Below are 26,210 nucleotides of genomic sequence, written 5' to 3' on the forward strand. Positions count from 1 at the left end.
AAGAACGTGCGCGCTTGAACCATAGCCCACTCACCGGTATTGCACCGGGTGAACAGTTCAGTGGTTTCCTACCCTGACGTCTGCGATTGCACACCTGAACGAATCGAAGGCAAAAAAAACCACCGCACGAAGGCGGTGGTTTTTCAGGCTTGCAGGACGCGTCGAATCAGACTTTGACGATCCAGCCCGCCGGGCCCTCGATGTCGCCGTACTGAATGCCGGTCAGCTCTTTATACAGGCGCTGGGTCACGGGACCGACGTCGGTTTCGCTGTGGAACACGTGCAGCTTGTCTTTGTAGCTGATGCCGCCGATCGGAGTGATCACCGCCGCAGTGCCGCACGCGCCGGCTTCCTTGAACAGGTCGAGCTTGTCGATGAACACCTCGCCTTCGATGACCTTCAGGCCCAGGCGGCTCTGCGCCAGTTCGAGCAATGACAGGCGAGTAATGCCTGGCAGCACCGACGGCGATTTCGGCGTGATGAACTCGTCGTCGTGGGTAATCCCGAAGAAGTTGGCCGAGCCGACCTCTTCGATCTTGCTGTGGGTCAGCGGATCGAGGTAGATGGCGTCGGCGAAGTTGGCTTTCTTGGCCTCACTGCCTGGCATCATGCTCGCGGCATAGTTACCGCCGACTTTCGCAGCGCCGGTGCCTTGTGGCGCGGCGCGGTCGTAGCTGGAGATCACGAAGTTGTGGGGTTTCATGCCGCCCTTGAAGTACGGGCCCACCGGGATGCAGAACACCGAGAAGATGAACTCGGGCGCAGCGCGCACGCCGATGTTGTCGCCGACGCCGATCACGAACGGACGCAGGTAGAGCGCGCCGCCAGTGCCATACGGCGGGATGAAGCGCTCGTTGGCGCGGACCACTTGCTTGCACGCTTCGATGAACTGCTCGGTCGGCACGTGGGGCATCAGCAGGCGGCTACAGCTGCGCTGCATGCGCGCGGCATTCTGGTCGGGTCGGAACAGGTTGATCGAGCCGTCTTTGGCGCGATAGGCCTTGAGGCCTTCGAAGCATTGCTGGCCGTAATGCAGCGCGGTCGAGCCTTCGCTGATGTGCAGCACGTTGTCTTCGGTCAGGGTGCCTTGGTCCCACTCGCCATCGCGCCAGTGTGCCAGGTAGCGTTTGTCGGTCTTGATGTAGTCGAAGCCGAGCTTGTCCCAGTTAATGCTTTCGTTACCCATGACACCCTCTATGTCCAGGCCAGCTCGGCCGGGAGTGTCCGGCGTCTGGCGTTTCATCGATAAGGCCCGGAGCAGGACGCAACCCGTTCCGGTGTGTCGCCATATTACTGATTTTTCTCCCTGCAAACCGCCTCGGCGGCCGATGAGCTGAAAAAGATCCGCCGCTAGCGTGCCTGTGCGCGCCGGTTTGTGCCGTCTGTAGCAAAACCGCCCAGAGACGCGTGCAGTTTCGCCAATGTTGCCTAAGGTGTGTAAATCGTCTGAGACAGGAGCAGCACCCATGGGTATCGATCAGTTGTTCGCCGATTTGAGCAGTCTTCCCAGCATTCCCAAGGTGGCGCAGGACCTGATCAAGCAATTCGACAGCCCGTCGTCGGACCTGGGCAGCATTGCCGGCAACATCGAAAAAGACCCGGTGATCGCGGCGAAAATTCTGCGGCTGGCCAACTCCGCGCGCTTTCGCGGTGCGCGGGAGTCGTCGAGCATCGAGGACGCTGCCATGCGCCTGGGGTTCAACACCCTGCGCACATTGGTGCTGGCCTCCGCAGTCACCGGCGCGTTCAAGGCAGGGCCGAGTTTTGACCTGAAGGGCTTCTGGCTGAAGAGCTTTCAAGTGGCCGGGATCTGCCGCTTGCTGGCGAAACAGTCCGGCGCCGATGCCGAAATCGCCTTCACCTGTGGGGTCATGCACGACATCGGCGAGCTGCTGATCCAGACCGGCGCACCAGCCGTTGCCGAGCGCATAAACAGCGTGACCAAGACCGGCACCACCGGGCGTGCGGCGATTGAAACCTTGCAATTGGGCTTTGGTTACCCGGAAGTCGGCGCGGAACTGGCCCGACGCTGGGGATTGCCGGAGGTCATCCAGAACGCCATCGCTTATCAGGCGCGGCCCATGCAGGCACCGGGGGACGCGACTCAGCCACGGATTGTTGCCCAGGCATTGACCATTTCCGCTGCCTTGGAAAATCACGGCGGCGCCACGGCGCAGGCGAAGCAGGAAGTGGATGGGCCATTGCTGGAGGGGGTTGATCTGGATGCGGTGTTCGCGGCGCTGCCGAAGGTGTTGGAGGACGACAAAGCGTTTGCGGAGTTGTTGAGTTAGGGAAAGCGGTCATGGTCTGAAATGGATGGCGCCTGAACCGACCCCTTCCCGGCTGAAGCCGGTCCTACAAATTGATCTCGGTCCCACTGACACAACACGGTCACTCGTAGGACTGGCTTCAGCCGGGAAAACGTTAGGCGTCACGCTGCAAAATTGAGGGTGCTGACTGAGGCCCCTTCCCGGCTGAAGCCTGTCCCACTAGTATCAGCGCACAGCCGCTCTTGAGAACCTGTGCATGCCTGATGTTCCTGACACCCACGTCGACACCCTGCTGCACTGGATGCACGACCGCTCGTTCCTCGTGCTGACCGGCGCCGGGATCAGTACGTCGTCCGGTATTCCGGATTACCGCGACAGCGAGGGCGTGCGGCGGGGTCGGCAGCCGATGATGTTTCAGGAATTCCTCAATGCCCCTGAAGCCCGGCGCCGTTACTGGGCCCGGGCAATGCTCGGCTGGCCCCGGGTTCGCGCCGCGCTACCCAATCCGGCCCACGAAGCGATTGCCCGCTTGCAGCAACACGATCTCATCAGCGGGGTGATCACTCAGAACGTCGATACCTTGCACGATCAGGCCGGCAGTCATGACGTCGTGGAATTGCACGGCAGTCTGCACTGGGTGCTGTGCCTGGACTGCCACCACCGCACCGAACGCGACATCATTCAGTTGGCCCTGATCGAGCAGAACCCGTATCTGGCGGGCGTTGATGCGGTGCAGGCGCCGGATGGCGACACTTTGCTGGACCCCGCCTTCGAAGAACGCTTCCAGGTGCCGCACTGTCCCCACTGCGGCGGCGAGCGAATGAAGCCGGACGTGGTGTTTTTCGGTGAAAACGTGGCGCCACCCACGGCGGCCAAGGCCATGCATCGGGTGGAAGAAGCCCAGGGACTGCTGGTGGTGGGGTCGTCGCTGATGGCGTTCTCCGCCTTCCGCCTGTGCCGCGCGATCAAGGATCAGGGCAAACCGCTGATCGCCATCAACCTGGGCAAAACCCGGGCGGATGATCTGCTGGATCTCAAGATCGAAGCGTCATGCGAGGTGCTGTTGCCAGCGTTGGCCCAGCGGCTGTTACAGGGTTAACGGGCAGCACGACATGTGGGAGTGAGCTTGCTCACGAAGACGGCATTTCAGTCGCTGAAGATTTAGCGGATGGCCCACCCTATATCGTGAGCAAGTCCGCTCCCACCTTGCCCGATCCCTCATCTGATTGCGCGAATCCCCGGCAACGCCACCAGCGCCCTGTCCCACACCTGCCGCGTCCTCAGCCACGCCACTTCCTGCCAGTCCGGGTCCGCCGGGTAAAACTGCTCCAGCAGCCCGTCCTTGATCCGTCGACCGGTCTCGTCCAGGGGATCGCCGTGCAGATGCAGCCAGTGATCATCACGCAAATGCCCATGCACTTCTGCGCCCGGGTACGTGCCGCACTCGATGACAAACGGCATCAGGTGCACGCCCGGCAAGGCGTCGAGGAGCATCTGCGAGGTGTAGCCGGTGGAAGTCGCCGCGACACCGGTTTCGCTGACCCGATTAGCGCCGGTGATCAGCGTGAACAGCCACGGCCCGAACAACGCTTTCGCATCCTCCAGCGCGGGGTAGGCCGACTCGACGATGCTCATCAGCATCGGATGGCCGTAATCTCCCGCGCCGGTGTGCAGGTCGAAGCAGGTCACCAACTCGGCGTCCTGCAAGTACTGCCCGACGATGCTGCGCAGGGTGCGATTGGACCAGCTCGGCCCGCTGCCGCCGAAAAACAGCCCATCGGGGAACGCGTACTGCCCCGCCTCCACCACCGACATCAGCCCTGCCCAACCCCGCGCCTCGATCGACGCCTGAAACAACGCATCGGCCTGATCGCGCTTTGGCCCGCGCAACTGCTCGCAGGCGTAAATCCCGTGGACGTCGGCGTAGGCGCGGTTGTCCGGCAGCGGCTGATTAAAGTCCAGGTAGTTGCGGTTCTGATCAAGGTTGTCCTCGTTGACCCGGCGCATCCACGCCGTGCCCCAAGGGTTGATCAGGTGAATCATCAGGACCGCAACGCCCTCGGGCAGCGCGCGTGGATCAAAACCCTCGAGCCAGCGGCTCTGGCAGTCGGAACCGTAATAGCCTTCGACGCCATGGGTGCCACTCAGCGCCACCAACACCCGCCGCGCATCCGGGTCGCCCAGCCAGGCAACGTCCGTGGCCAAGGTCTCGCCAAAAGGGCCCGCCAGCGGGTGGACGTATTCACTCAACCGCGCGCCAGCCGCCGTGGCTGCGGCAATGAAGCGCTCGCGAAGCTGGCGATAACCCGGACGAACTGGGAAAAAGTGGCTCATTGATGCGCTCCAGAATCGATGACACCGCGCGTATGGGCCCGGAACAGACAGCCGGAACGCCGCGCAGAAAGGACACTGCGTCAGAAATGTTACAACCGGACACGTTTTGGCACACTTCTTTCTAGTGTTTCTCTTGTGGAACGTCAGTACCACGAAACGCTTCGCGTCCAGCCCCGGCTGCCGCGAGTCTACGCTGCCAAACGGTGCGCACCACGCACCCGTGTGCAGGAACCGGACACTACCCCGTCCGAAACAGTGCAGGACGCCGACCAGAAGTCTGGCGTCCGTCGATAAGGAATTCGATTCGTGCCAGACATGCGCATTTCACACCCGATCCGCCCACGCCGCGCCTTGCCTTTTCCGCTGCACGCCTCCGTCAGCGAGCCAACCATCCGCTCCATCTCCCTTCAGCGCTCCGGCTGAAACCCAGCGTCAATTCGCTGCGGTGCCCCACATTTGTTTTGCGTCAATGGCTGTCGCTGTTACAGCGATCCGGTGGCCACTTTTTATTGTTTCTTTTCGGCACAGATGCGCCTGCTCACATAACGATTTGAATAACGCGCAACAGGGATCGCTGTTGATCCACACACACTAAAAACGATCAGTGATCATTTTCAGGAAGTGTGCGCCACTGTTAAACACCATTCACGCCATGACTGACAAGTCACACTTTAAGGACTTATCGCAATGATCACGTAAGCACTCATGCACCAACTTGCACCCACTTAATCACGTTTGGTGCAGCGCACTTCTGATTGAATCGGAACAGGTCATCGTGCAAACACGCGGTGAACCTGAGTGGATAGGTTCGCCCTTTGGTTCGGCAACTTACTCTGCCTCTATAGAGCGAACTGACCCGGACTCGACGAAATTCGCTAAAAAGTTACAGGAATGCGACATCGCCCCGCCCCAGCCCGGAAACAGCAGGCTAGAGCCCTGCACTGGCATAGCGGTTGCAATAGCGATGATCGTTACGTAGTCATTCTGAAATAAAGACGTACTTCTTCGTACTCAACAAGAAATCAGGGAACTGCAATGTCGTCTCCATAGCCCACGCTGCAACGGCAGTTACAAGAGTGGTTCTTCAACGACCTGCTCCCCAAACCTCGTGCTTTGCGAAAGCACGGACGTCAACTTCAAACAGGGTGACTTGTTTGAACGGACCCTTATTGCCCTTCAACCACCCGAGGGAGCTTTAATGAATGACGCGGTAAAAACGAAAGCCATACCTGACCCGGCGCCGGACGCACTGTCCATGGCTTGGCCGCGTATTCCTTTCAAGGAAAACACATCGCGTCCGGGTGAACTAAGCCGGACGCACGTGTTGATATTGATTGCCGCCTCGGTCCTTATTCACGGCGCTATCTGGTGGTATATGCAGACTGCAAAAGCCGACGTCCCGGAAGTTGCGCCGCAAGTGCCCGAGATGACCGTGGAATTGACCAGCCCGACACCGCCGACCCCGGAGCCGCCGCCACCGCCGCCTCCACCTGAACCGCCGCCACCGCCCCCGCCGCCCCCTGAACCGGAGCAACCGGTCGAGGACCCCGACGCGGTCAAGCCGCCGCCGAAACCGGTGGAGAAGCCTGTCGAGAAGCCGGTGGAAAAACCGAAGGTCGAGAAGCCCAAGCCGGTGAAGAAACCCGAACCGGTGAAAAAGCCGACACCGCCTGCGCCTGCTGCACCGGCTACGCCGAGCCCGCCTGCGCCCGCCACACCTTCGCCATCCCCCGCGCCGCCAGCGCCTGCCGCGGCCCCGGCGGCACCGGTCAAGGAATCGGCGGCGATTTCCGGGCTCGCCAGCCTGGGCAACCCGCCACCGGAATACCCCGGCGCGGCGCTGCGCAAAGGCATGGAAGGCCGCGTGATCCTGCGCATCAAGGTGATGCCCAACGGCCGTGCCGGCACGGTCGAGGTGACCAAATCCAGCGGCAAACAGGTGCTGGACGATGCGGCGGTAGAGACGGTGCGCAACTGGAAGTTTATTCCGGCCAAGCGCGGTGACACCCCGATAGAAGGCTTCGCGACGCAAACCATCGACTTCAAGCTGCCCGAATGAACCCGGGCAGCCGATCAACAACAACTCTTTATATAGCGGGTGAGGTGTAACCATGAACGAATCGATCTCTTCGATGATTGTCCCCGGCGTACTCTGGGCGCTGGTGGTGTTTTCGGTGCTGAGCTGGGGACTGTTGCTGATCAAATCCGCACAGTATTTGCGCTTAAAGACCCAAAACAAACAGTTCGCCAAAGCGTTCTGGGCAGCACCGGATCTGCTCACCGCCGCCGAGCACTCCAGCCAATATCCGGGCTCACTGGCGCGGATCGCCAACAGCGGTTTCGAAGCCATGGCGGTCGACGAAACACCGCGCAACACCCAGCAGCTCGCCCACACCATCAACCGCTCCGACCGGCTGGAGCGCAACCTGCGCCAGCAGATCCAGAAAGAACGCCGCGCACTTGAAGCCGGTCAGGCCATCCTCGCCAGTATCGGCAGCACGGCGCCGTTCATCGGCCTGTTCGGTACTGTCTGGGGGATCATGGAAGCGCTGCAAAGCATCGGCGCCAGCGGTTCGGCGAGCCTGGAAACCGTGGCCGGCCCCATCGGTCACGCGCTGATTGCCACCGGGGTCGGCATCGCCGTCGCGGTCCCGGCGGTGCTGATCTACAACTTCTTCCTGCGGCGCCTCAAGCTCGCCGTCGCCGACATGGATGATTTCGCCCACGACTTCGATGCCCTCGCCCAGCGCAGCGCCTTCGCCATCAACCGTCAGGCTATCGCCAGCAAACACAGCCAGGCTGTGCGGGAGGCGAGCTGATGTCGTTCTCCACCCAAGACAGCGATGAAGTGCTCAGCGAAATGAACGTCACGCCGCTGGTGGACGTGATGCTGGTGCTGCTGGTGGTGTTCATCGTCACCGCGCCGCTGATGACCAACGCCATCAAGGTCAACCTGCCGAAAACCGACGCCGTCGCCCCCGCCGACAAGAAAGACCCGGTGGTGGTCAGCGTCGATCAGGACGGCAAGTTCTACCTGGCCAAGTCCGAAGTCGCGCCGGAATCCCTGGAGCTCAGCCTCAAGGACGTCAAGGCCAAGGACCCGGAGGTGCGCGTGCAATTGCAGGCCGACACCAACGTCAACTACGGCCAGGTGGCCAAGGCGATGGCATCGATCGAACGCTCGGGCATCACCAAGATTTCAGTGATGACCTCGAAATGATCGGCCCATGACCGGCAGTTGATCTGCACTTGAAACAGGCGCCGCACCCGCTGCGGCGCTGCTCACCCTACTCCCGATTCACCGCCGTCCGGGTTTTTGCCCCGGAGGGGAGCGGCTTGCTTGAAATAAGGAAATTCCCGAGCGCTACAACCGCCTCGGAGCAACGAGGGCTCACAAGGCCATTTCAATAACATCTGGAATAAGTCGGAAACTACCATGCTGATGAGCTTTCCCGGTTTTACCCTCAAGCCCCTTGTTGTTGCCGTACAACGCCACCCCCGTGTGCTGATTTGCGCACTGGCGGTCGGCATGAGCCCGGCCTATGGCGCCGACAGCACGGACAGCGCCGCCGATGCCGCACCTGGCAGTGAAGCCGCTGTCCCCGCGGCGGCGGTGGCTGCTGCGCCGGCGACCACCCAGCTCAAACGGGTGGAAGTGACCGGTTCGGCCGTGCGCCGGGCCGACGCGGAAACCGCTGTGCCGGTGACCATCCTGCGCGCCGACGAGCTGAAGAAACAGGGCGTGACCACCACCGAACAGATGGTCCAGCGCATCACCGGCAGCCAGTCGATGATGAACAGCGCCGGCTCGGTCGGCGCCTCCACCGGTGGCGCGTCCTATGCCGACATGCGCGGCATCGGCGCCAACAAAACCCTGATCCTGCTCAACGGCCGCCGTCTGGCCAACAACGCCTTGTCCGGCGTCGGCACGCCCAACGGCAGCGCCATTGACCTGAACATGATTCCGTTCGCCGCCATCGACCGCATCGAAGTGCTGCGCGACGGTGCCTCGGCGCTGTACGGCACCGACGCCATCGGCGGCGTGATCAACTTCATCACCAAGAAGTCGCTGACCGACGGCACCCTGAGCCTCGGCGGCGACACCCCGACCGCCAGCGGTGGCGGCGCCAGCAAGGACGTCAGTGCCAGCTGGGGTTTCGGCGATCTGGACGAAGACCGCTTCAACGTCATGGGCGTGTTCAACTACAACAAGCAGCAGAACCTCGACGCCAACGACCGCTCTTTCGACAAGGATTACGTCCCGGGCCGTGGCCTCAACCAGACCTCCGGCACGGCCTACCCTGGCAACTACTATCAGGGCAACAACAGCAGCAACCCCCTCGCACCGAACTGCGCAGGACCGGGCTTGGTGAGCGTGAACGGGCTGTGCCGGTTCAGCACCCGCGATTACATCGACCTGGTGCCGCAGACCGAGAAGACCTCGTTCTTCGGCCGCGCCACCGGCAAGCTGGCGGAAGATCACAACGTCAGCCTCGAATACTTCTTTGCCCGCAACAACAACGCCACCAGCATCGGCCCCGCGCCACTGACCGGCCTGAGCATCGACCCGTCTTCGCCCTACTACCCGGGCAACGGCATTACGCCCGGGCCGAACAACTTCGCCCTCGACCCTACCCAGCCGGTGGACACCGCCTGGCGTGAGACGGCCGCCGGCCCCCGTGGCAGCAAGGACCAGAACACCAACCAGCGCCTGCTGCTGACCTTCGACGGCACCGTCGGCGGCTGGGATTACAACCTCGGCGCCAACTACAACCAGAGCAAGGTCGTTTCCAGCGTGACCTCGGGCTACGTCAGTGACTCCGCCCTCAAGGCCGGCCTGGCCAGCGGTCTGCTCAACCCGTTCGGCCCGCAATCGGCGGCGGGTCAGCAGTTCATCGACGACGCCGCGTACCACGGCGAATACTCCACCGCCGTCGGCCGTGTCTACGGGGTGGATGGACGTATCAGCCGCGAGATCGGTAACTGGTTCGGTGCCGGCGAGTCCGGCCTGGCGCTGGGCGGCGAATACCGCAAGGAAAAACTGCACCAGGATTACGAGGACTTCGTTGACGACATCAACAGCCTGGGTCTTGACTCGGCCGGTTCCGTATCCGGCGATCGCACCGTCAAGGCCGAATACGCCGAGCTGAACGTCCCCGTCATCGACAGCCTGGAACTGACCGCTGCCGTGCGCCACGACAAATACAGCGACTTCGGCAGCACCACCAACCCGAAATACTCGTTCCGCTTCCAGCCGTTCAAAGAGCTGGTGATGCGCGGCGCGTACAGCGAGGGCTTCCGTGCGCCGTCGCTGTACGAGCTGTATGCCCCGCAAAGCCTGGCCTACAGCCAGGGTTACTACGATGACCCGACGCTGTGCGCCGGCGGTACCGTACAACCGGGCGGTCAGGCGGGTCGTGACTGTAATCAGCAGTTCCTCAACCGCAGCGGCGGCAACGCGAGCCTGTCCCCGGAGAAAGCCCGCAACGTGACCCTGGGCTTCGTTTATCAGCCGATGAACAACCTCTCCATGGGCCTGGACTTCTGGTGGATTCACATCTCCAACCAGATCCAGTCGTTTCCTGAATCCACTGTGTTCGACCAGTCGGATCTGTATGGCGACCGCATCATCCGCAACGCCGACGGCTCCATCGCCAACATCGTCACCGGCAACTCCAACCTGGGCATCGTCAAGACCAACGGTGTCGACGTGACCCTGGACTACCGCTTTCCGAACACGCCGTATGGCCAGTTCGGCCTGGGGCTGACCGGGACGTACGTCAATCGCTATGACTTCCAGAACATCATCGACGGTCCGTACACCGACAAGGTCGGCGACTTCCAGGGTGATGGCGTGATCGCGCGCTGGAAACACGTGCTGATCGGCAGCTGGACCCTCGGCGACAGCCGTGCCTCCCTGACCAACCGCTTCACCAGCGGCTACAACGACTACGACCGCAGCACCAACGGCACCGTGCCGTCGTACTCGCTGTGGGACCTGTCGGTGGGCCACACCTTCGAGAAGGTGCTGGACGTCGATGCCGGCGTGCGCAACCTGTTCGACCGCGACCCGCCGTTCACCAACCAGGCCTACAACTTCCAGTCCGGCTATGACCCTCGTTACGCCGACCCACTGGGCCGCACGCTGTTTGCGCGGGCGACGTATCACTTCTAAGCGCCAGTGCCCGACGCGCCATTCCTGCGGCGCGTCGGGCTGCTCACAAGGATTGTCCGCATGTCTGCCACCCCCTTTTCCTTGCCGCGCCGCTTGCCGGGCGCGGCATTGCTGTACACGGTGCTGTTTTTTACTTCGCTGCTGTCCGGCGCTCCTCAGGTCTTCGCCGCACCGGTGCACGCACTGACCGTCTATGGCGAAGCGCCAAAATATCCTGCTGATTTCCAGCACTTCGATTACGTCGATCCTGACGCGCCCAAAGGCGGTTCCATGAGCCGCGCGTCCGAGGAGATCGGCCAGTTCAACTACCTCACGCCCTATGTCGATCAGGGTATTTCCGTGAGTCAGATCGACACCTGGGTGTATGCGCCGCTGGCCTATCGCTCACTGGACGAGCCCTACACCGTGTACGGACTGGTCGCCGAAAAAATGGAACGCGACCCCGACAATCTGTGGGTGCGCTTCTACCTGAACCCCCAGGCGCGTTTCGATGACGGCACGCCGATCACCGCCGAAGACGTGCGCTACACCTGGCAAACGCTGATCACCCAGGGCAGCTTCAGCTATCGGCCGCTGTACGCCGACGTCAAGGACGCGGTGATCGAAGCGCCGGGGCAGATCCGTTTCGATTTCAAGACCGGCACCAACCGCACCCTGGCGCTGGACCTCGCCAGCCTGCGCATCCTGCCCGAGCACTGGTGGAAGACCCGCGACTTCACCAAGGGCGGCGGCTTCGAACCGCCGCTGGGCAGCGGGCCGTATCGGGTCTCGCGGGTCGACGCCGGGCGCAGCGTCAGCTTCGAGCGGGTCAAGGACTGGTGGGGCAAAGACCTGCCGGTCAGCCGTGGGCTCTACAACTTCGACGCGCTGACGGTGAACTTCTACGGCGATGTCGACGTGGCCCGTCAGTTGGTCCAGGCCGGCAACTTCGATTACAACCGCGAGTTCTCCTCGGCCGGCTACGTCGTTGGCTACACCGCGCCGAGCCTGCAGGACGGCCGTCTGCAGAAAACCATTCTGGCCAGGCGCCGCCCGGTGGCCGGTCAGGGCTTCGTGTTCAATCTCGACAAACCGATGTTCCAGGACCGCCGGGTGCGCGAAGCCCTGGCCATGCTCTGGGATTTCGAGTGGGTCAACGGCCAGATCATGCGCAACTTCTATGTGCGCGAACAAACCTACTTCCCGAAGAGCGAAATGGCCGCGACCGAGCTGCCCGACGCGCAAGAGCTGAGCCTTCTCGAGCCCCTGCGCGGGCAGATCCCGGACGAAGTCTTCGATCAGGTCTGGCGCGCACCGAAGACCGACGGCAGCGGCTACATCCGCGACAAACAGCTCAAGGCCCTCAAGCTGCTGGCCGACGCCGGCTGGCACCCGAAGAACAACCGGCTGGTGAACGCTGAGGGACAGCCGCTGGAGTTTTCCTTCCTCGACGGCCAGGGCGGTTTCGAGCGGCTGGTGCTGCCCTACAAGCGCGTGCTGGCGCAGATCGGCATCACCCTGAATTTTCGTCGCGTGGACTCGGCCCAGTACATGAACCGATTGAACGCCCGGGACTACGACATGATCGTGGTCACGCTGCCCGCCAACGGCAATCCGATCCTCTCCCCCGGCCGTGAGCTGTACAACCTGTTCGGCTCGCAGAGCGCCCGCCAGGTTGGCAGTTCCAACGCCATGGTGCTGCGCAATCCGGCGGTCGATCGCCTTATCGACGGCCTGGTCGCGGCCAACAACCGCAACGACATGCTGCATTACGCGCGGGCGCTGGATCGGGTCCTGCTCTGGGGTTTCTACATGATTCCGAACTACTACTCCCAAGGCACACCGGTGGTGTTTGCCAACCGGTTTGGCCGGCCGGCGATCGAGCCAACCTACGACGTCGGGCTGGAAAGCTGGTGGGAAGTCAGCCGCGTGCCGCTAACCGATGCACAGATGGCTGCGCGTCTGGCGCCCCAAAGCAGCATCGCCAATACCCGTGCCGCACTGACAACGGAGGGTCAGTGACATGTTCGCCTACACCCTGCGCCGGTTGGCGCTGATCATTCCCACGCTGCTGTGCATTCTGGTGGTCAATTTTCTTATCGTGCAGGCCGCGCCGGGCGGTCCCGTTGAGCAAGCCATCGCCCGGGTTCAGGGCATGGGCCCAACGGGCGGCATTGGTGGCGGCGGTGGCGAAGTCGCGGCGACCGGCGGGATCAGCCGGGGCGCCCAAGGGCTGGACCCCGAGCTGGTCGAAGCGATCAAGCACCAATACGGGTTCGACAAGCCGCTGCACGAGCGCCTGTGGCTGATGCTCACCCATTACGCGCAGCTGGACTTCGGCAGCAGCTTTTTTCGCGGCGCCACGGTGACCGGGCTGATTCTGCAAAAGCTGCCGGTGACCCTGTCCCTCGGGCTCTGGGCGACGCTGATCACCTACCTGATTTCGATCCCGCTGGGCATCCGCAAAGCCGTGCTGCATGGCAGCCGCTTCGATGTCTGGAGCAGCACGGTGATCATCATCGGCTACGCCATCCCGGCGTTTCTGTTCGCCATTCTGCTCATTGTGGTATTCGCCGGCGGCAGCTACTGGAGCTGGTTTCCGGCCCAGGGGCTGTTCTCGGACGACTTCGACAGCCTCTCGCCACTGGGCAAGCTGCGCGATTACCTGTGGCATCTGGTGCTGCCGGTCAGCGCGCTGGTCATCGGAGGCTTCGCGACCCTGACCATCCTCACCAAAAACAGCTTCCTCAACGAGATCGGCCGCCAGTACGTGGTTACCGCCCGGGCCAAGGGCCTCAGCGAGCAGCGGGTCCTCTACGGACACGTGTTCCGCAACGCCATGTTGCTGGTGGTGGCGGGCATTCCCCAGGCGCTGATCGAGGTGTTCTTCGCCGGCTCGCTGCTGATCGAAACCATCTTCGGCCTCGATGGCGTCGGCCGCATGAGCTACGAAGCAGCGGTGTCCCGGGATTACCCGGTGGTGTTCGGTACGCTGTTTTTGTTCACCCTGTTCGGCCTGTTGATCAAGCTGGTGGGCGACCTGTGCTACACGCTGGTCGACCCGCGCATCGACTTTTCCGCGAGGAGCGCCTGATGTTCGAGTTTTCCCCGCAAAACCGGCGCCGCATCGCCAACTTCAAGGCCAACCGGCGTGGCTGGTGGTCGTTGTGGCTGTTCGTGGCGCTGTTGGTCATCTGCCTCTGCGGCGAACTGATCGCCAACGACAAGCCGCTGATAGTCCGCTATCAGGGCGACCTGTACTTCCCGGCCCTGCACCAATACCTGGAAACCGACTTCGGCGGCGAGCTGCCTTTCGAGCCGGACTACTCCAGCGATTACGTGCGCAAGCTGATCGCCGACAAGGGCGGCTGGATGCTCTTCGCGCCGATCCCGTTCAGCTATGACACGGTCAATTACGAACTCCGCGAGCCCTCGCCCAGCCCGCCCAGCGCGCGCAACTGGCTGGGCACCGACGACCAGGCCCGGGACGTCATGGCGCGAGTGCTGTTCGGCACTCGCGTATCGATCCTCTTTGCGTTGGCGCTGACCGCCATCAGCACGGTGATTGGCGTGTTCGCCGGGGCGATTCAGGGCTATTACGGCGGGCTGGCGGATTTGATCGGCCAGCGCTTGCAGGAAGTATGGTCGGGGCTGCCGGTGCTGTACCTGTTGATCATTCTGTCGGGCTTCGTCGAGCCGGATTTCTGGTGGCTGCTGGGGATCATGTCGCTGTTTTCCTGGCTGGCGCTGGTCGACGTGGTCCGCGCCGAGTTCCTCCGGGGACGCAACCTGGAATACGTCAAGGCCGCCCGCGCCCTGGGCCTCAGCGACGGCGCCTTGATGTGGCGGCACATTCTGCCCAACGCCATGACCAGCACCCTCACCTACCTGCCGTTCATCGTCACCGGCGCCATCGCCACACTGACCGCGCTGGATTTCCTCGGCTTCGGCATGCCCGCCGAAAGCGCCTCCCTCGGCGAGCTGATCGGCCAGGCCAAACGCAACTTGCAGGCGCCGTGGCTCGGCGTCACGGCGTTCTGCGCCCTGGCACTGATCCTCACGCTACTGGTGTTTATCGGCGAAGCCTGCCGTGACGCTTTCGACCCCCGCACATGAGCGCTGCCATGAATGAACCTCTGATCCAGATCCGCAACCTGCGCGTGGCCTTCAACGGTGCCGAAGTGGTGCACGGCATCGACCTCGACATCCAGCCCGGCGAGTGTCTGGCGCTCGTCGGCGAGTCCGGCTCGGGCAAGTCGGTGACCGCGCACTCGATCCTGCGCCTGCTGCCGGCAAAGTCCGTCAGCACACAGGGCAGCATTCGCTACAAGGGCGTCGATCTGTTGCACGCGAGCGACAAAGAACTTCGGGGCCTGCGCGGCAACCGCATCGCCATGATCTTTCAGGAGCCGATGACCTCGCTGAATCCGCTTCATACGGTGGAGAAACAGATCGGCGAAATCCTCGCCATGCACAAGGGCCTCAAGGGCAAGGCCGCCCGCGAGCGCACCCTGGAGCTGCTCGGGCTGGTAGGGATTCAGAACCCGCCGCAGCGGCTCAAGGCCCTGCCCCATCAACTGTCCGGCGGGCAGCGTCAGCGGGTGATGATCGCCATGGCCCTGGCCAACGAACCCGAGCTGCTGATCGCCGACGAACCGACCACCGCGCTGGACGTCACGGTGCAGCTGAAAATTCTCGAACTGCTTAAATCCCTGCAACAGCGGCTGGGCATGTCGCTGCTGTTGATCAGCCACGACCTCAATCTGGTGCGGCGCGTTGCCCAGCGGGTCTGCGTGATGCGCGCCGGCGAGATCGTCGAACAGGCCGACTGCCAGACGCTGTTCGCCGATCCGCAACACCCCTACAGCCGCCTGCTGATCAACGCCGAACCCGACGGCGAACCGGTGCCCGGCGAGCACACCCAGACATTGCTGTCGGTGGACGCGCTGAAGGTCTGGTTTCCCCTGCCCAAGCCGTTGTTGCGGCGCGAGCGGCAGTACATCAAGGCGGTGGACGGGGTGAGTTTCGAGCTGTTGAAAGGCCAGACTCTGGGCATCGTCGGCGAGTCCGGCTCGGGCAAATCGACCTTGGGTCAGGCGATCCTGCGACTGATCGATTCCGAAGGCAGCATCCGCTTCGCCAACAAGGAGCTGAGCCTGCGCAGCCAGCAGTTGATGCGGCCATTGCGCAAGCGCATCCAGGTGGTGTTTCAGGACCCGTTCGGCAGTTTGAGTCCGCGCATGACGGTGCAGCAGATCATCGCCGAAGGGCTGCTGACCCACGGCATCGGCACCCCGGCCGAGCGTGAACAGACGGTCATCCGCGTGCTCGGCGAAGTCGGCCTCGACCCGGACAGCCGCCATCGCTACCCCCACGAATTCTCCGGCGGTCAACGCCAGCGGGTGGCCATTGCCCGGGCGCTGGTGCTGGAACCGGAGCTGATTCTGCTCGACGAACCCACCTCGGCGCTGGATCGCACCGTGCAAAAACAGATCATTGCGCTGCTGCGGGATTTGCAGATCCGTCACGGCCTGAGTTATCTGTTCATCAGCCACGACCTGGCGGTGGTTCACGCGCTGGCCCATGACGTGCTGGTGATCAAGGACGGCAAAGTGGTCGAGCAAGGGGCGGCGCGGGAGATTTTCAGCCATCCGCGCCAGCCCTACACCCAGGAGCTGCTGCGCGCCTCCGGGCTGGATTTCGGCGGACGGGCGTGAGCCGACACACCTTGCGACACCTACTATAATGCCCGGCCACGGCGTATCATCGCGCCCCCTCGATTTCCTGCTCTGGTGCCTGTCATGACTGCCCTTCCGCTCACCTCCGAACGCCGCGGCTGGTCGTTCTGGTGGAAACCCCTGGCGTTCCTGCTGGTGGCTGCCATCGGCTTGTACTACGTCAAGTGGTCGCCGTATTACCTCAAGTCCTTCATCGCGGCCGACACCCATAACATCGGCGGCTCGATCATCAACGACAACCCGGCCACGCCGTGGGCCGCCGCACTGGCGTACGCTCAGGTGTACTTTCTGGCGATCTGGAAAGCCGCCGTGCTGGCAGTGATTCTCGGCTCGCTGGTGCAGGTGCTGATTCCCCGTGACTGGCTGCTGAAAATGTTCGGCCGCGCCGGACTCGGCTCCACCCTTCGCGGCGGCCTGTTCGCCCTGCCCGGCATGATGTGCAGCTGCTGCGCGGCGCCGGTGGCTGCGGGCCTGCGCAAGCAGAACGTGTCGGTGGGCGCAGCGCTGGCCTTCTGGATCGCCAACCCGGTGCTCAACCCGGCCACGCTGGTGTTCATGGGCTTCGTGCTGGGCTGGGGCTTTACGGCGCTGCGACTGGTGGCGGGCCTTGTTTTAGTGATCGGTGTTTCGCTGGTGGCGCAACGCATCTCGCGCCCGGAAGTGGTGCCTGAACAGGCGCTGGAAGCGGTGGCCAATGCCGAGACGCCGGAGGAAGGCAGCCTGCTGGTGCGTTGGGGCAAGACGCTCTGGCAGTTGTTCTGGACCACCATCCCGATCTACGTCATCGCCGTGCTGATCCTCGGCGCCGCGCGGGTCTGGCTGTTCCCTCACGTCGACGGCGCGATGGGCAACAGCCTGTTGTGGCTGGTGCCGTTGGCGATTGTCGGCACGTTGTTTGTGATCCCGACCGCCGCCGAAATCCCGATTGTGCAGACGCTGCTGACGTTGGGCCTGGGCACTGCGCCGGCGGTGGCGTTGCTGATGACCCTGCCGAGCGTGAGCCTGCCGTCGCTGCTGATGCTGCGTAAGTCTTTCGACGCCAAGGTGCTGGTGACCGTTGGGGTGTTGACCATGCTGGTCGGGGTCCTGAGTGGTCTGGTCGGCGCTTTGCTTTTGTAAGGCCAAGATCACAAGCGTCTGCCTGGGGGCAGACTGTTTCGCCTTCGGCGAGTTACTTGGAAAAAGCCCCCCAAGTAACCAAGGGGGCTTGCTCCTGGTTTGGCCCCTCGTACCTCGGGGTTCCTTCACTCCGGTCCCGCTCCGTGGGCCCGCCGCCATCCGCCATCCATGGCGGGGGGCGGCTCTCGCGGCATCCATGCCGCTCGGCCCACTCCGCGAAACCTGCGTTCAGCCTGCACCAAAGTCGCGTTTTGCGGTGTCTGGACTACCTCGTGGAAGATCAAAAGCAGATCAAGGGCAGATCAGTCGCTAAGGACTTGTGGGAGTGAGCTTGCTCACGAAGGGGTTGATACATCCACCGAATATCAGGTGTGCGAGATAAAGCATTCGCGAGCAAGCTCGCTCCCACAGGATGGGCGTGAGATGAGCAAAATTGGTGGCGCCTGGGCTGGCCTCTTCCCGGCTAAAGCCGGTCCCACTAACAGCAGCGCATGCATCCAGTGGGATTGGCTCCGACTGTAGGACCGGCTTCAGCCGGGAAGCTTTTGATCTTGATCTTCATACACATAACGCCCAGTCACCGCCAATCGCGACTTGGGTGCAGGCTGAACGCAGGTTTTGCGGAGTGGGCCGAGCCGCATGGATGCGGCGAGAGCGCCGTCAGGACATGGATGTCCGTTCGGCGCGGGCCCACGGAGCGGGACCGGAGTGAGGGAACCCCGAGGTACGAGGGGCCAAACCAGGAGCACAAGCCCTTGGTTACTTGGGGCTTTATCAAGTAACTCGCCGAAGGCGAAACACGAGGCCGTTAGGCCGAGGCTCTTGATCTGTTCCGCTGTTTCAGATACTCGACAACAGCCCTCTGATCCCCGGCAAACTCGATCCGGGGGTTCTTGCTGTCCCGCTGAAACGCATACATCGGATCGTAATACTCACCCAACATCCCGCTGATCCAGCCCCGATGCTCATCCACCGCCCCACTGCGCGCCTGCTCAGCCAGCGCACTATCCATGATCGCCGCCAGCCGCTGATAACGCTCACCGCCCAACCGCCGCACGATGCTCGACAGGCTTTGCTTCAGCCGCTCGGCGTACGCCGCAAAACCCGTTTCAATGCCCTGCACGGCGATGAACTCCGCACACAGATCCGTCACATAATCCTTCAGAATTCGCTCGACCCGGCTGTCAAAACTGTCCTCCAGCCACACCAGCGGCGCGTCCTGCATCGTCCGGTACAACTCGAGCGGCACCGCACGACTGCCGACAATGCGACCCTCATCCTCGACCACAAATTGATCGAGGTGCCGGGCGCGCTTTTTCAGGATGTCCACGGCGAGCAGGTTCTCGAAATCGATCTGCCCCGGCTGCGGCGTTGCGTGTTTGCCGAAGCTCGAGCCGCGATGGTTGGCATGGCCTTCCAGATCCAGCCCGTTGTCGAGCTGCTGCAGCACCTCGGTCTTGCCGCTGCCGGTCAGGCCGCCGATCAGCACGAAATCGCACTCGGCCACGGCCTGCTCGGTCACCTCGATCAAAAAGCTGCGCATCGCCTTGTAGCCACCGATGACCCGGGGGTACTCGATGCCCGCTTCGCTCTTGAGCCATTGCTGGGTGATCTGCGAACGCAGCCCGCCGCGAAAGCAATACAAAAAACCCTCGGGGTTGTTACGTGCAAAACTCGCCCATGCCTCGATCCGCGCCTCTTTCAAGTCGCCTGACACTAATTTGTGGCCCAGTTCGATGGCGGCCTGCTGCCCGTCCTGTTTGTAGCTGGTGCCGACCTTCTGCCGCTCGACGTCGTTCATCAGCGGCAGATTGATCACGCCGGGAAACGCGCCTTTGGTGAATTCAACCGGCGCACGCACGTCCATCATCGGCACGTCGTTGAGGAAAATCTCCCGCAGGTCGGCGCTGTTGTCGCGCATCAGAACACCTCGACCGCAAGTGGCTGTCGCTCCACCAGCTCGCCAATCGGCGCAAGGCTCAGGCCGAGTTTGTCGGCCATAGCCAGGAACGCCGCTTCTTCGGCGGGCTCGACGGCAATCAACAGGCCACCGCTGGTTTGCGGATCGCACAGCAGCAACTTCTGCGCGTCAGTCAACGCGCCGATGCGCTCGCCGTAGCTGTCGTAGTTGCGGTGGGTGCCCCCGGGGATGCAATCCTGCTCGATGTAGAAATCCACACTGCCCAGACGCGGCACGGCGGCGGCGTTCAACCGCGCGGTGACCTGACTGCCGTCGGCCATCTCGACCAGATGCCCGAGCAAGCCGAAGCCGGTCACGTCGGTCATCGCAGTGACGCCGGCCAGTCGGGAGAAACGGCTGCCTGGCTTGTTCAGCGTGCACATCACGTCACGGGCCAGGCCGATGTCTTCGTCGCGCAGCAGGCCTTTCTTCTCGGCGGTGGTGAGAATGCCAATGCCCAAGGGCTTGGTCAGGAACAGCTTGCAGCCCACGGTCGCGGTGTCGTTGCGTTTCATAAAGCGCTTTTCCACCAGCCCGGTGACGGCCAAGCCGAAAATCGGCTCGGGCGCGTCGATGGAGTGACCGCCGGCAAGCGGGATGCCCGCGGCGTCGCACACCGCCCGTCCGCCACGAATGACTTCGCGGGCGATTTCAGGGGCCAGCACGTTGACCGGCCAGCCCAGAATGGCGATGGCCATCAGTGGATCGCCGCCCATGGCGTAGATGTCGCTGATGGCGTTGGTCGCGGCGATGCGGCCGAAGTCGAACGGGTCGTCGACGATGGGCATGAAGAAATCGGTGGTGGAGACGACGCCCTTCTCGTCGTCGATGGCATAGACCGCTGCGTCATCGCGGGAGGCATTGCCGACCCACAGGCGCGGGTCGAGGTTCTGCGCGCCGCTGCCGGCGAGGATGGTTTCCAGCACCTTGGGCGAGATCTTGCAGCCACAGCCGGCGCCGTGACTGTATTGGGTAAGACGAATCGGGTCGGTCATGGGAAGCCCCTGAGTTTCAAGGCGCCGAAGTCTAACAGAGGCGCCAGTGGGTTGAAGATTTGCTGGATGGCTGGATGGCTGGATGGCTGGATACGCGATTTGGCAGGACCGGCTTCAGCCGGGAAAACATTTGATGTCACACCGCAAAACTGATGGTGTCCACACCGGCCTCTTCCCGGCTAAAGCCAGTCCTACCGTTAAAACCGCGTGCTGTCAGTAGGACCGGCTTCAGCCGGGAAGGCGTCAAATGCCACACCGCAAATTGATGGCTTTCCTCAGCCCTTCGCCATCCGCCGTGCCGTCAGCACCTGCGCCAGCATCAACGCACCCACGCACAGCAATGCCTCGCGCAAGCCAATCACATGGGCAGCAAAACCAATCAACGCGGGACCCAGCAGAATCCCGCAGTAGCCGATCCCGGTAATCACTGCGATCGCCAGGCCCGCGGGCATTCTGGTCTGCGCACCGACCACCGAGCAGTAGACCGGAAACGTATTGGACAACCCCAGCCCGATCAGCGCGAAGCCCAGCAGGAACAACGGCCACGGATCCAGCAGGATGGCCATGGCAAACCCGACCATCACCAGCAGCCCGCCGCCGATCAGCAGGTTCACCGCGCCGAAGCGGTTCCTCAACCAGTCCCCGGAAAAGCGCCCCGCTGCCATGGCCAGGGAGAAGACCGCGTAGGCGCCGCCGGCCACCGACACATCGATCTGGTGCATCCGGTTCAGGAACACGGCGCTCCAGTCCAGCATTGCGCCCTCCACGAGCAGCGCGATGAAACAGAGAATCCCGACGATGACCACCTTGGTGGTCGGCCGAGCGAACGGCGCTGATGGGTCGTCCGCGCCGTGGGGCACCAGGTAGCGCGCGTGCCAGAGCAGCATCCCGCCAATCAACGCCACCACCACGGCTACGGCCAGTAACGGCGACGCGCCCAGCCACAGCAGCAAGGTCATCAACAGCGCACTGCTGATGCCGCCGAGGCTGAACAGCCCGTGGAACCCCGACATCATCGGCCGCCCGTGATCGCGCTCGACCATCAGGCCCTGCACGTTCATCGCCACATCGATGCTGCCCAGCCCCGCGCCGAACACCGCCAGGGCCACTGCCAGCGCCGGCAGGGAAGACAGCGTAGCGAGCAACGGCAGCATGCAGCAGATCAAGGCGCCGCCAATCAGCGAAACAAAGCGGCAGCCCTTGCGCGTGGTGAGCATCCCTGCCAGCGGCATCGCCAGCATCGAACCGAGGCCGAAGCACAACAGCAGCAGGCCAAGCTGGGCTTCTTCAAGCCCGGCGCGATCACGGGCGAAAGGCACCAGCGGTGCCCACGCGCCCAAGGACATCCCGGACAGCAGGAACGTCAGGCGATAACTCCACAGGTGAACGAAGACAGGGGCACGAACGGATTGAGCAACTGACACAGAAAACGACCTGAACAGGTCTGCGCGAACGGCAGACGGTGAAAAAAAGTGATCCCTCACTGCACGCATTCCTTCGTGGGACCGGCTTTAGCCGGGAGGAGGCGAATCCGTACACCCTCAGTGCAGCGGTGTGGCGACTGACGCTTTCCCGGCTGAAGCCGGTCCCACTAAGCAAGGCCCGTTTACATCATGGGTGCCGCCATGCTCACCACGCGCAGTGCCAGGCCTTCATAGGCGTCCAGTGTGATGGTGAATTCGCCCTCTTCGGTCAGGTCGCCTTCGACCCGCTCGTTGATGATGTCCACCACCGGCCCCGGTGAAATGCCCGGCAGGTGCAGGGTCTCGACGATGGCCTCCGCGCTGAAGTTCAGCGCAGTGATCTGCGTACCCTTCCCGGCCGGCAGTTCGTGAACCATGATCAGCAACCCCGGGTGTTCGACGTCCGGAATCAGAATCTGCCGGCTGGCAGCGATGTCGTAGGCGCGGCGCACGGCCAGCAGCTTTTTCAACTGCGAGGCGAACGAATCCGGGCGCTTCAACTGTTCAGGGAGGCTGCCGTACAGCGCCCGTGCCCGGGGCATGCCACCTGCCGAGACTTCGCAGTCCGGGTCCATGTCGACCAGGTCATAGCCACCGCGATGGATCCAGCGGGTATCGCCATCACCCATCAGGTGCTCCACCTGCTCGGCCGGCAGCGGCAGTGCGCCCACCAGGTCCCAGCCCGACAGCGCGAACACGCCCGGTTGCATGGCGTTGAACATCACCAGCAGCAAATGAATGTGCTGGATCTTGTCGATGTCGGCGGCGGTCATGCTGTCAAGCTCGCGAATGCCCAGCGCCGCGGTGATGATGCTCGCCGTGGTGCAGGACACGCCGTTGGTGACGAACTTCAGGTTGTACGGTGCGTGCTCGCCGGCCAGACGCTCGTACATCTCCTCGCGGATGTGCTCGCGCAGGATGTTGCCCGGGAACGTCTGGCCCTGATACAGGTACTGATCGTGAGCATGCAGCGTCCAGAAATGCACCAGCTCCAGGGTCAATTCATCGTGGTTCTGCAGCGCGTGAATCAGCGACGCAGGGTCGATGCCGAACTCATGCACCTGACGCAGCATCAGCCGCAGAAACTCCGTGCGGCCGGTGAGCAGGGCATGCTGATACGCCGGACGGGTGATGAAGTCGTAGGAAAGATCGGCGCCGCCGTGGGACATCGCCGCGATGTCGTCGATGGTCAGGTTCAGCTCCTGGAAGCTGAAACCGCCGGCCTTGCGAATGGCGCCTGCCAGCAGCTGGTTGCCGGTGATCGACAGCGGGTGGCTCTCGGACCACGCCGTGCCGTCGGCCTTGCGTTCGACGCCGAGGAAGCCGTTGGCGTCCAGACGCAAGACCCGCGCGCCCATCACGTCAATGGCGTGCAAGGCGTCGCCGATGATCATCTGCTGCGCGGCGAAACTCGGGTCCAGCCAGTTCAGCGACGGCTGGCCTTCCTTGAAGTAATGCAGATACACCCAGCGGCGGTCCTTGCCGTCGACGCCGGTGACGATGGGCGTGGCGCTCCAGTCGGTCTCCTTGACGCCGGGTTCGAAGAAGATCACCCGCTGCAACTGGCCGACGATGTAATGCTTGTCGCGCAGGGCATCGACGGTAGCAGGCTGCAGGTTGACAGCGTCGCGGCCGGCCGGGACTTCCGGCAGCAGCGACCAGTCTTCTTCCTTGATCTCCACCATGTGGTAGAGGCCCGGGTACTCTTCGTAGGCCATCTCGGCCAGGCGGAAATCCGCGCCCTTGCCGGTGTGGGACGGGATCACGTCATCGACGACGATCGCGTTGTGCGCCGCGGCGATGCGGCTGAGGTTAAGAAACTGGGCGTCGGTGCCCAGGGACGAATCCACCTCGAAGCTGATGCGGTCGAAGTTGCCGTCAATGCTCGGGGTGCGCTCGCGGCCTTTCAAACCGCCGGAGGCTTTCAACGGGCCGTTATGAATGCCCTGGATGCCGATTTCCGACAGCGCGTGCCAGAGCTGCTCATCGCCCAGCGCTTCGAGCACCGAGCTGCCATCGCGAGTGATGATCGACGCCGGGTAGGCGGTGAACCAGACCGAGCCGATGGCCGAAGCGTCCCGTGGGCGGGCCTGGGCGTAAGGCCGCTGCCAGAGACGGCCCTGGCCGCCATACAGTTTTGCGCGTTGCTTTGCGGCGTTGAGCATCGATTGCTCAACCAGCCATTCCACGTACTGCTTGTCCGGGGTGGTCATGTGTTCGGGGTTCCATCTTCAAGTGGATGGGAGCGGCGGCCCAGGGCTCTGCGAGCGCTGTCCGGACCGTCCTGCCTGTGCGTGTCGGGTTTATGCCTAACTCTAAGAGCACCTTGGCGCGTAAACGTTGCATCGGTTGCTGTCACGCGCGCGGCTGCACTGGCTAAAATCCACCGGCGTGCATCCGCACCGTCGGCGCTGTTCAGGGGTTTGCGTGGAATTACACATCGTTATCGAGGGCCGCAAGGACCTCGCCCATCAAGTTTATGAACAGCTGCGCGACAGTATCGTGTCCGGCCGGCTGGCGGCAGGTGTTCAATTACCGCCCAGTCGCCTGCTGGCGGCGCAACTGGGGCTGTCGCGCAAAACCATTTCCGACACCTACAGCCGACTGACCTACGAAAACTACCTCGTCGGCAAGGTCGGCAGCGGCACGTTCGTCAACGCCTTGAGCGCTTACAGCCCGACTCGGCCGGCGCCTTCGCCGCTGGCCAGCGCCCACATCGTGGCGAAATGGGAGCGCATCTCCCTGCCCCTGCGCCACCCGACCCGTGCAGGCACCCTGCGCTACGATTTTCTCGGCGGCGCGACGGCGAAAACCCAGTTCCCCCATGACGAGTGGCGGCGCTGCGGGCACCACGCGGTGCGGCAGATGTCCACCGAACGCGGCTTCTACAGCCAGCCCGAAGGCCTGCCCGCCCTGCGCGCCGCCATTGCCGGGCACATCGCCTTTGCCCGCGGCGTCCACTGCGGCGCCGATGACGTGGTGGTGTGCAATGGCGCGCAACAGGCCCTGGACCTGATCGCTCGCGTCCTGATCGAACCCGGCAGCCGGGTGGCCGTTGAAGATCCAGGCTACACACCCGCGCGCCTGCTGTTTGCCGCCCAAGGGGCGGAGGTGACCGGCGTGTCGGTCGACAGCGAAGGCATCATCGTCGATGAGATTCCCGACAATGTCTGCGCCATCTACGTCACCCCGTCCCACCAGATGCCGCTGGGCATGCCCATGAGCCTCGCGCGCCGCCACGCCCTGCTGGAGAAGGCCCGGCGGATCGGCGCGATCATCATCGAAGACGACTACGACAGCGAGTTCCGCTACGAAGGCCGTCCCACTGACTCGCTGCAAAGCATGGACGAGCACGGCGTCGTCGCCTACGTCGGCACCTTCTCGAAAACCCTGCTGCCCGAACTGCGCCTGGGGTACGCCGTGCTGCCGGCGGCGATCCTCGAAGCGGTGATCAAGGCCAAGCAACTGACCGACTGGCACACCTCGACCCTGCCGCAATGGGCGCTGAGCAAATTCATCAGCGAAGGCCTGCTCAACAAACACATCCGCCGCTGCCACAGCACCTACGCCGGGCGCCGCGAACGCATCCTGGCACGCATCGCCGGTGATCTGGCGCCCTGGCTGGAAACCATTCCGTGCACGGCGGGGTTTCACATGGCGGTAATGCTCAAGCCCTCGCTGCTGCCTGCGATCGACCTGCACATCCTGGTCGACCGCGCCCGGGATACCGCGCTGGGCCTCTACCCCCTCCACGGTTTCTACAGCGAAGCGCCACCCCGCGATGGGCTGATGCTGGGCTTCGGTGCGATTGACCTGCTCGACATCGACCCCGCGCTGGACCGGCTGCGGGATCTGCTGATGGGGTTTGGTTGATTCAGAAAATACAGGGTGTTCATACCGGCGCCTTCCCGGCTGAAGCCGGTCCTACACACACCGCGCGTTGCATCAGTGAGACCGGTGACGCGCAGCGTCATGGGATGCATTCCCACGCAGAGCGTGGGAATGATCAAAGGCTTCCCGGCTGAAGCCGGTCCTACTAAGCGTAAGCGCGTTTTTGATCTTCGTGCGCAAAAAGCCCAGACACCGCCAATCGCGACTTGGGTGCAGGCTGAACGCAGGTCTCGCGGAGTGGGCCGAGCGGCATGGATGCCGCGAGAGCCGCCCCCCGCCATGGATG

The 26,210-nt window shown here is 63.1% G+C and carries 18 protein-coding genes; 12 read left to right on the forward strand and 6 right to left on the reverse strand.

The genetic code is table 11. The features are described 5' to 3' along the window. Positions 1 to 166: 166 nt before the first annotated feature. Entirely contained in the window at positions 167 to 1,186 is a 1,020-nt protein-coding gene (locus tag AC07RO_RS07745) for a branched-chain amino acid aminotransferase (protein WP_192172026.1), read from the reverse strand. 280 nt (positions 1,187 to 1,466) lie between these two features. Here AC07RO_RS07745 and AC07RO_RS07750 point away from each other — a divergent pair, with 280 nt between their 5' ends. Together AC07RO_RS07750 and AC07RO_RS07755 are read left to right on the forward strand one after the other, a co-directional pair. Beyond that, a complete protein-coding gene (locus AC07RO_RS07750) occupies positions 1,467 to 2,291 on the forward strand; it encodes an HDOD domain-containing protein (RefSeq protein ID WP_442969470.1) in 825 nt (274 codons plus the stop codon). A 235-nt stretch (positions 2,292 to 2,526) separates the two neighbouring features. Then, entirely contained in the window at positions 2,527 to 3,369 is an 843-nt protein-coding gene (locus AC07RO_RS07755) for an NAD-dependent protein deacetylase (protein WP_346629848.1), read from the forward strand. Positions 3,370 to 3,488: 119 nt separating this feature from the next. On the opposite strand, the gene AC07RO_RS07760 is transcribed toward AC07RO_RS07755, so the two are convergent. Continuing rightward, positions 3,489 to 4,604 (reverse strand): DUF2817 domain-containing protein, encoded by a 1,116-nt coding sequence (locus tag AC07RO_RS07760; protein WP_495085723.1) that lies wholly within the window; start codon positions 4,602 to 4,604, stop codon positions 3,489 to 3,491. Positions 4,605 to 5,802: 1,198 nt separating this feature from the next. Between AC07RO_RS07760 and AC07RO_RS07765 the strand changes: the two genes are divergently transcribed. The 9 genes from AC07RO_RS07765 to AC07RO_RS07805 all read left to right on the forward strand — a co-directional run bounded on the left by AC07RO_RS07765 (position 5,803) and on the right by AC07RO_RS07805 (position 17,615). After that, positions 5,803 to 6,663 (forward strand): energy transducer TonB, encoded by an 861-nt coding sequence (locus AC07RO_RS07765; protein WP_495008073.1) that lies wholly within the window; start codon positions 5,803 to 5,805, stop codon positions 6,661 to 6,663. Positions 6,664 to 6,715: 52 nt separating this feature from the next. Next, positions 6,716 to 7,423, forward strand: a complete 708-nt coding sequence (locus tag AC07RO_RS07770) for a MotA/TolQ/ExbB proton channel family protein (RefSeq protein ID WP_369305903.1) — start codon at positions 6,716 to 6,718, stop codon at positions 7,421 to 7,423. Further along, the gene (locus tag AC07RO_RS07775; RefSeq protein WP_133771220.1) at positions 7,423 to 7,824 is read left to right on the forward strand and encodes an ExbD/TolR family protein; all 402 of its coding nucleotides are present in this window, start codon (positions 7,423 to 7,425) and stop codon (positions 7,822 to 7,824) included. Before AC07RO_RS07770 ends, AC07RO_RS07775 begins: the two co-directional genes overlap by 1 nt. A 216-nt stretch (positions 7,825 to 8,040) precedes the next feature. Continuing rightward, positions 8,041 to 10,779, forward strand: coding sequence for a TonB-dependent receptor (locus AC07RO_RS07780; protein WP_495085724.1), 2,739 nt, complete (start codon positions 8,041 to 8,043; stop codon positions 10,777 to 10,779). Positions 10,780 to 10,839: 60 nt separating this feature from the next. Next, positions 10,840 to 12,780: an extracellular solute-binding protein gene (locus tag AC07RO_RS07785; RefSeq protein WP_495085725.1), complete on the forward strand. Its 1,941-nt coding sequence runs from the start codon at positions 10,840 to 10,842 to the stop codon at positions 12,778 to 12,780. 1 nt (position 12,781) lies between these two features. Beyond that, a complete protein-coding gene (locus AC07RO_RS07790; protein WP_346629844.1) occupies positions 12,782 to 13,852 on the forward strand; it encodes a microcin C ABC transporter permease YejB in 1,071 nt (356 codons plus the stop codon). Then, positions 13,852 to 14,874, forward strand: coding sequence for an ABC transporter permease (locus AC07RO_RS07795; RefSeq protein ID WP_495085726.1), 1,023 nt, complete (start codon positions 13,852 to 13,854; stop codon positions 14,872 to 14,874). The genes AC07RO_RS07790 and AC07RO_RS07795 overlap by 1 nt, the downstream gene beginning before the upstream one ends. An 8-nt stretch (positions 14,875 to 14,882) precedes the next feature. Beyond that, positions 14,883 to 16,475: an ABC transporter ATP-binding protein gene (locus AC07RO_RS07800; RefSeq protein ID WP_346629842.1), complete on the forward strand. Its 1,593-nt coding sequence runs from the start codon at positions 14,883 to 14,885 to the stop codon at positions 16,473 to 16,475. An 84-nt stretch (positions 16,476 to 16,559) separates the two neighbouring features. Next, positions 16,560 to 17,615: a permease gene (locus tag AC07RO_RS07805; protein WP_282373162.1), complete on the forward strand. Its 1,056-nt coding sequence runs from the start codon at positions 16,560 to 16,562 to the stop codon at positions 17,613 to 17,615. An 808-nt stretch (positions 17,616 to 18,423) separates the two neighbouring features. Here the strand turns inward: AC07RO_RS07805 and mnmH are convergent. The 4 genes from mnmH to treS form a co-directional block, all read right to left on the reverse strand. After that, the gene (mnmH, locus tag AC07RO_RS07810; RefSeq protein ID WP_495085727.1) at positions 18,424 to 19,536 is read right to left on the reverse strand and encodes a tRNA 2-selenouridine(34) synthase MnmH; all 1,113 of its coding nucleotides are present in this window, start codon (positions 19,534 to 19,536) and stop codon (positions 18,424 to 18,426) included. After that, entirely contained in the window at positions 19,536 to 20,570 is a 1,035-nt protein-coding gene (selD, locus tag AC07RO_RS07815; RefSeq protein WP_495085728.1) for a selenide, water dikinase SelD, read from the reverse strand. The genes mnmH and selD overlap by 1 nt, the downstream gene beginning before the upstream one ends. Positions 20,571 to 20,845: 275 nt before the next feature. After that, positions 20,846 to 21,994 carry an MFS transporter gene (locus AC07RO_RS07820; RefSeq protein WP_282373514.1) on the reverse strand — a complete coding sequence of 383 codons (1,149 nt, stop codon included), beginning with the start codon at positions 21,992 to 21,994 and terminating at the stop codon, positions 20,846 to 20,848. 182 nt (positions 21,995 to 22,176) lie between these two features. Further along, the gene (treS, locus tag AC07RO_RS07825; RefSeq protein WP_495085729.1) at positions 22,177 to 24,246 is read right to left on the reverse strand and encodes a maltose alpha-D-glucosyltransferase; all 2,070 of its coding nucleotides are present in this window, start codon (positions 24,244 to 24,246) and stop codon (positions 22,177 to 22,179) included. A gap of 214 nt (positions 24,247 to 24,460) precedes the next feature. On the opposite strand from treS, the gene pdxR reads away from it, so the two are divergent. Next, the gene (gene pdxR, locus AC07RO_RS07830; RefSeq protein WP_495085730.1) at positions 24,461 to 25,906 is read left to right on the forward strand and encodes a MocR-like pyridoxine biosynthesis transcription factor PdxR; all 1,446 of its coding nucleotides are present in this window, start codon (positions 24,461 to 24,463) and stop codon (positions 25,904 to 25,906) included. Positions 25,907 to 26,210 lie beyond the last annotated feature (304 nt).

The organism is Pseudomonas sp. GW821-FHT07F05 (genome assembly GCF_059418765.1).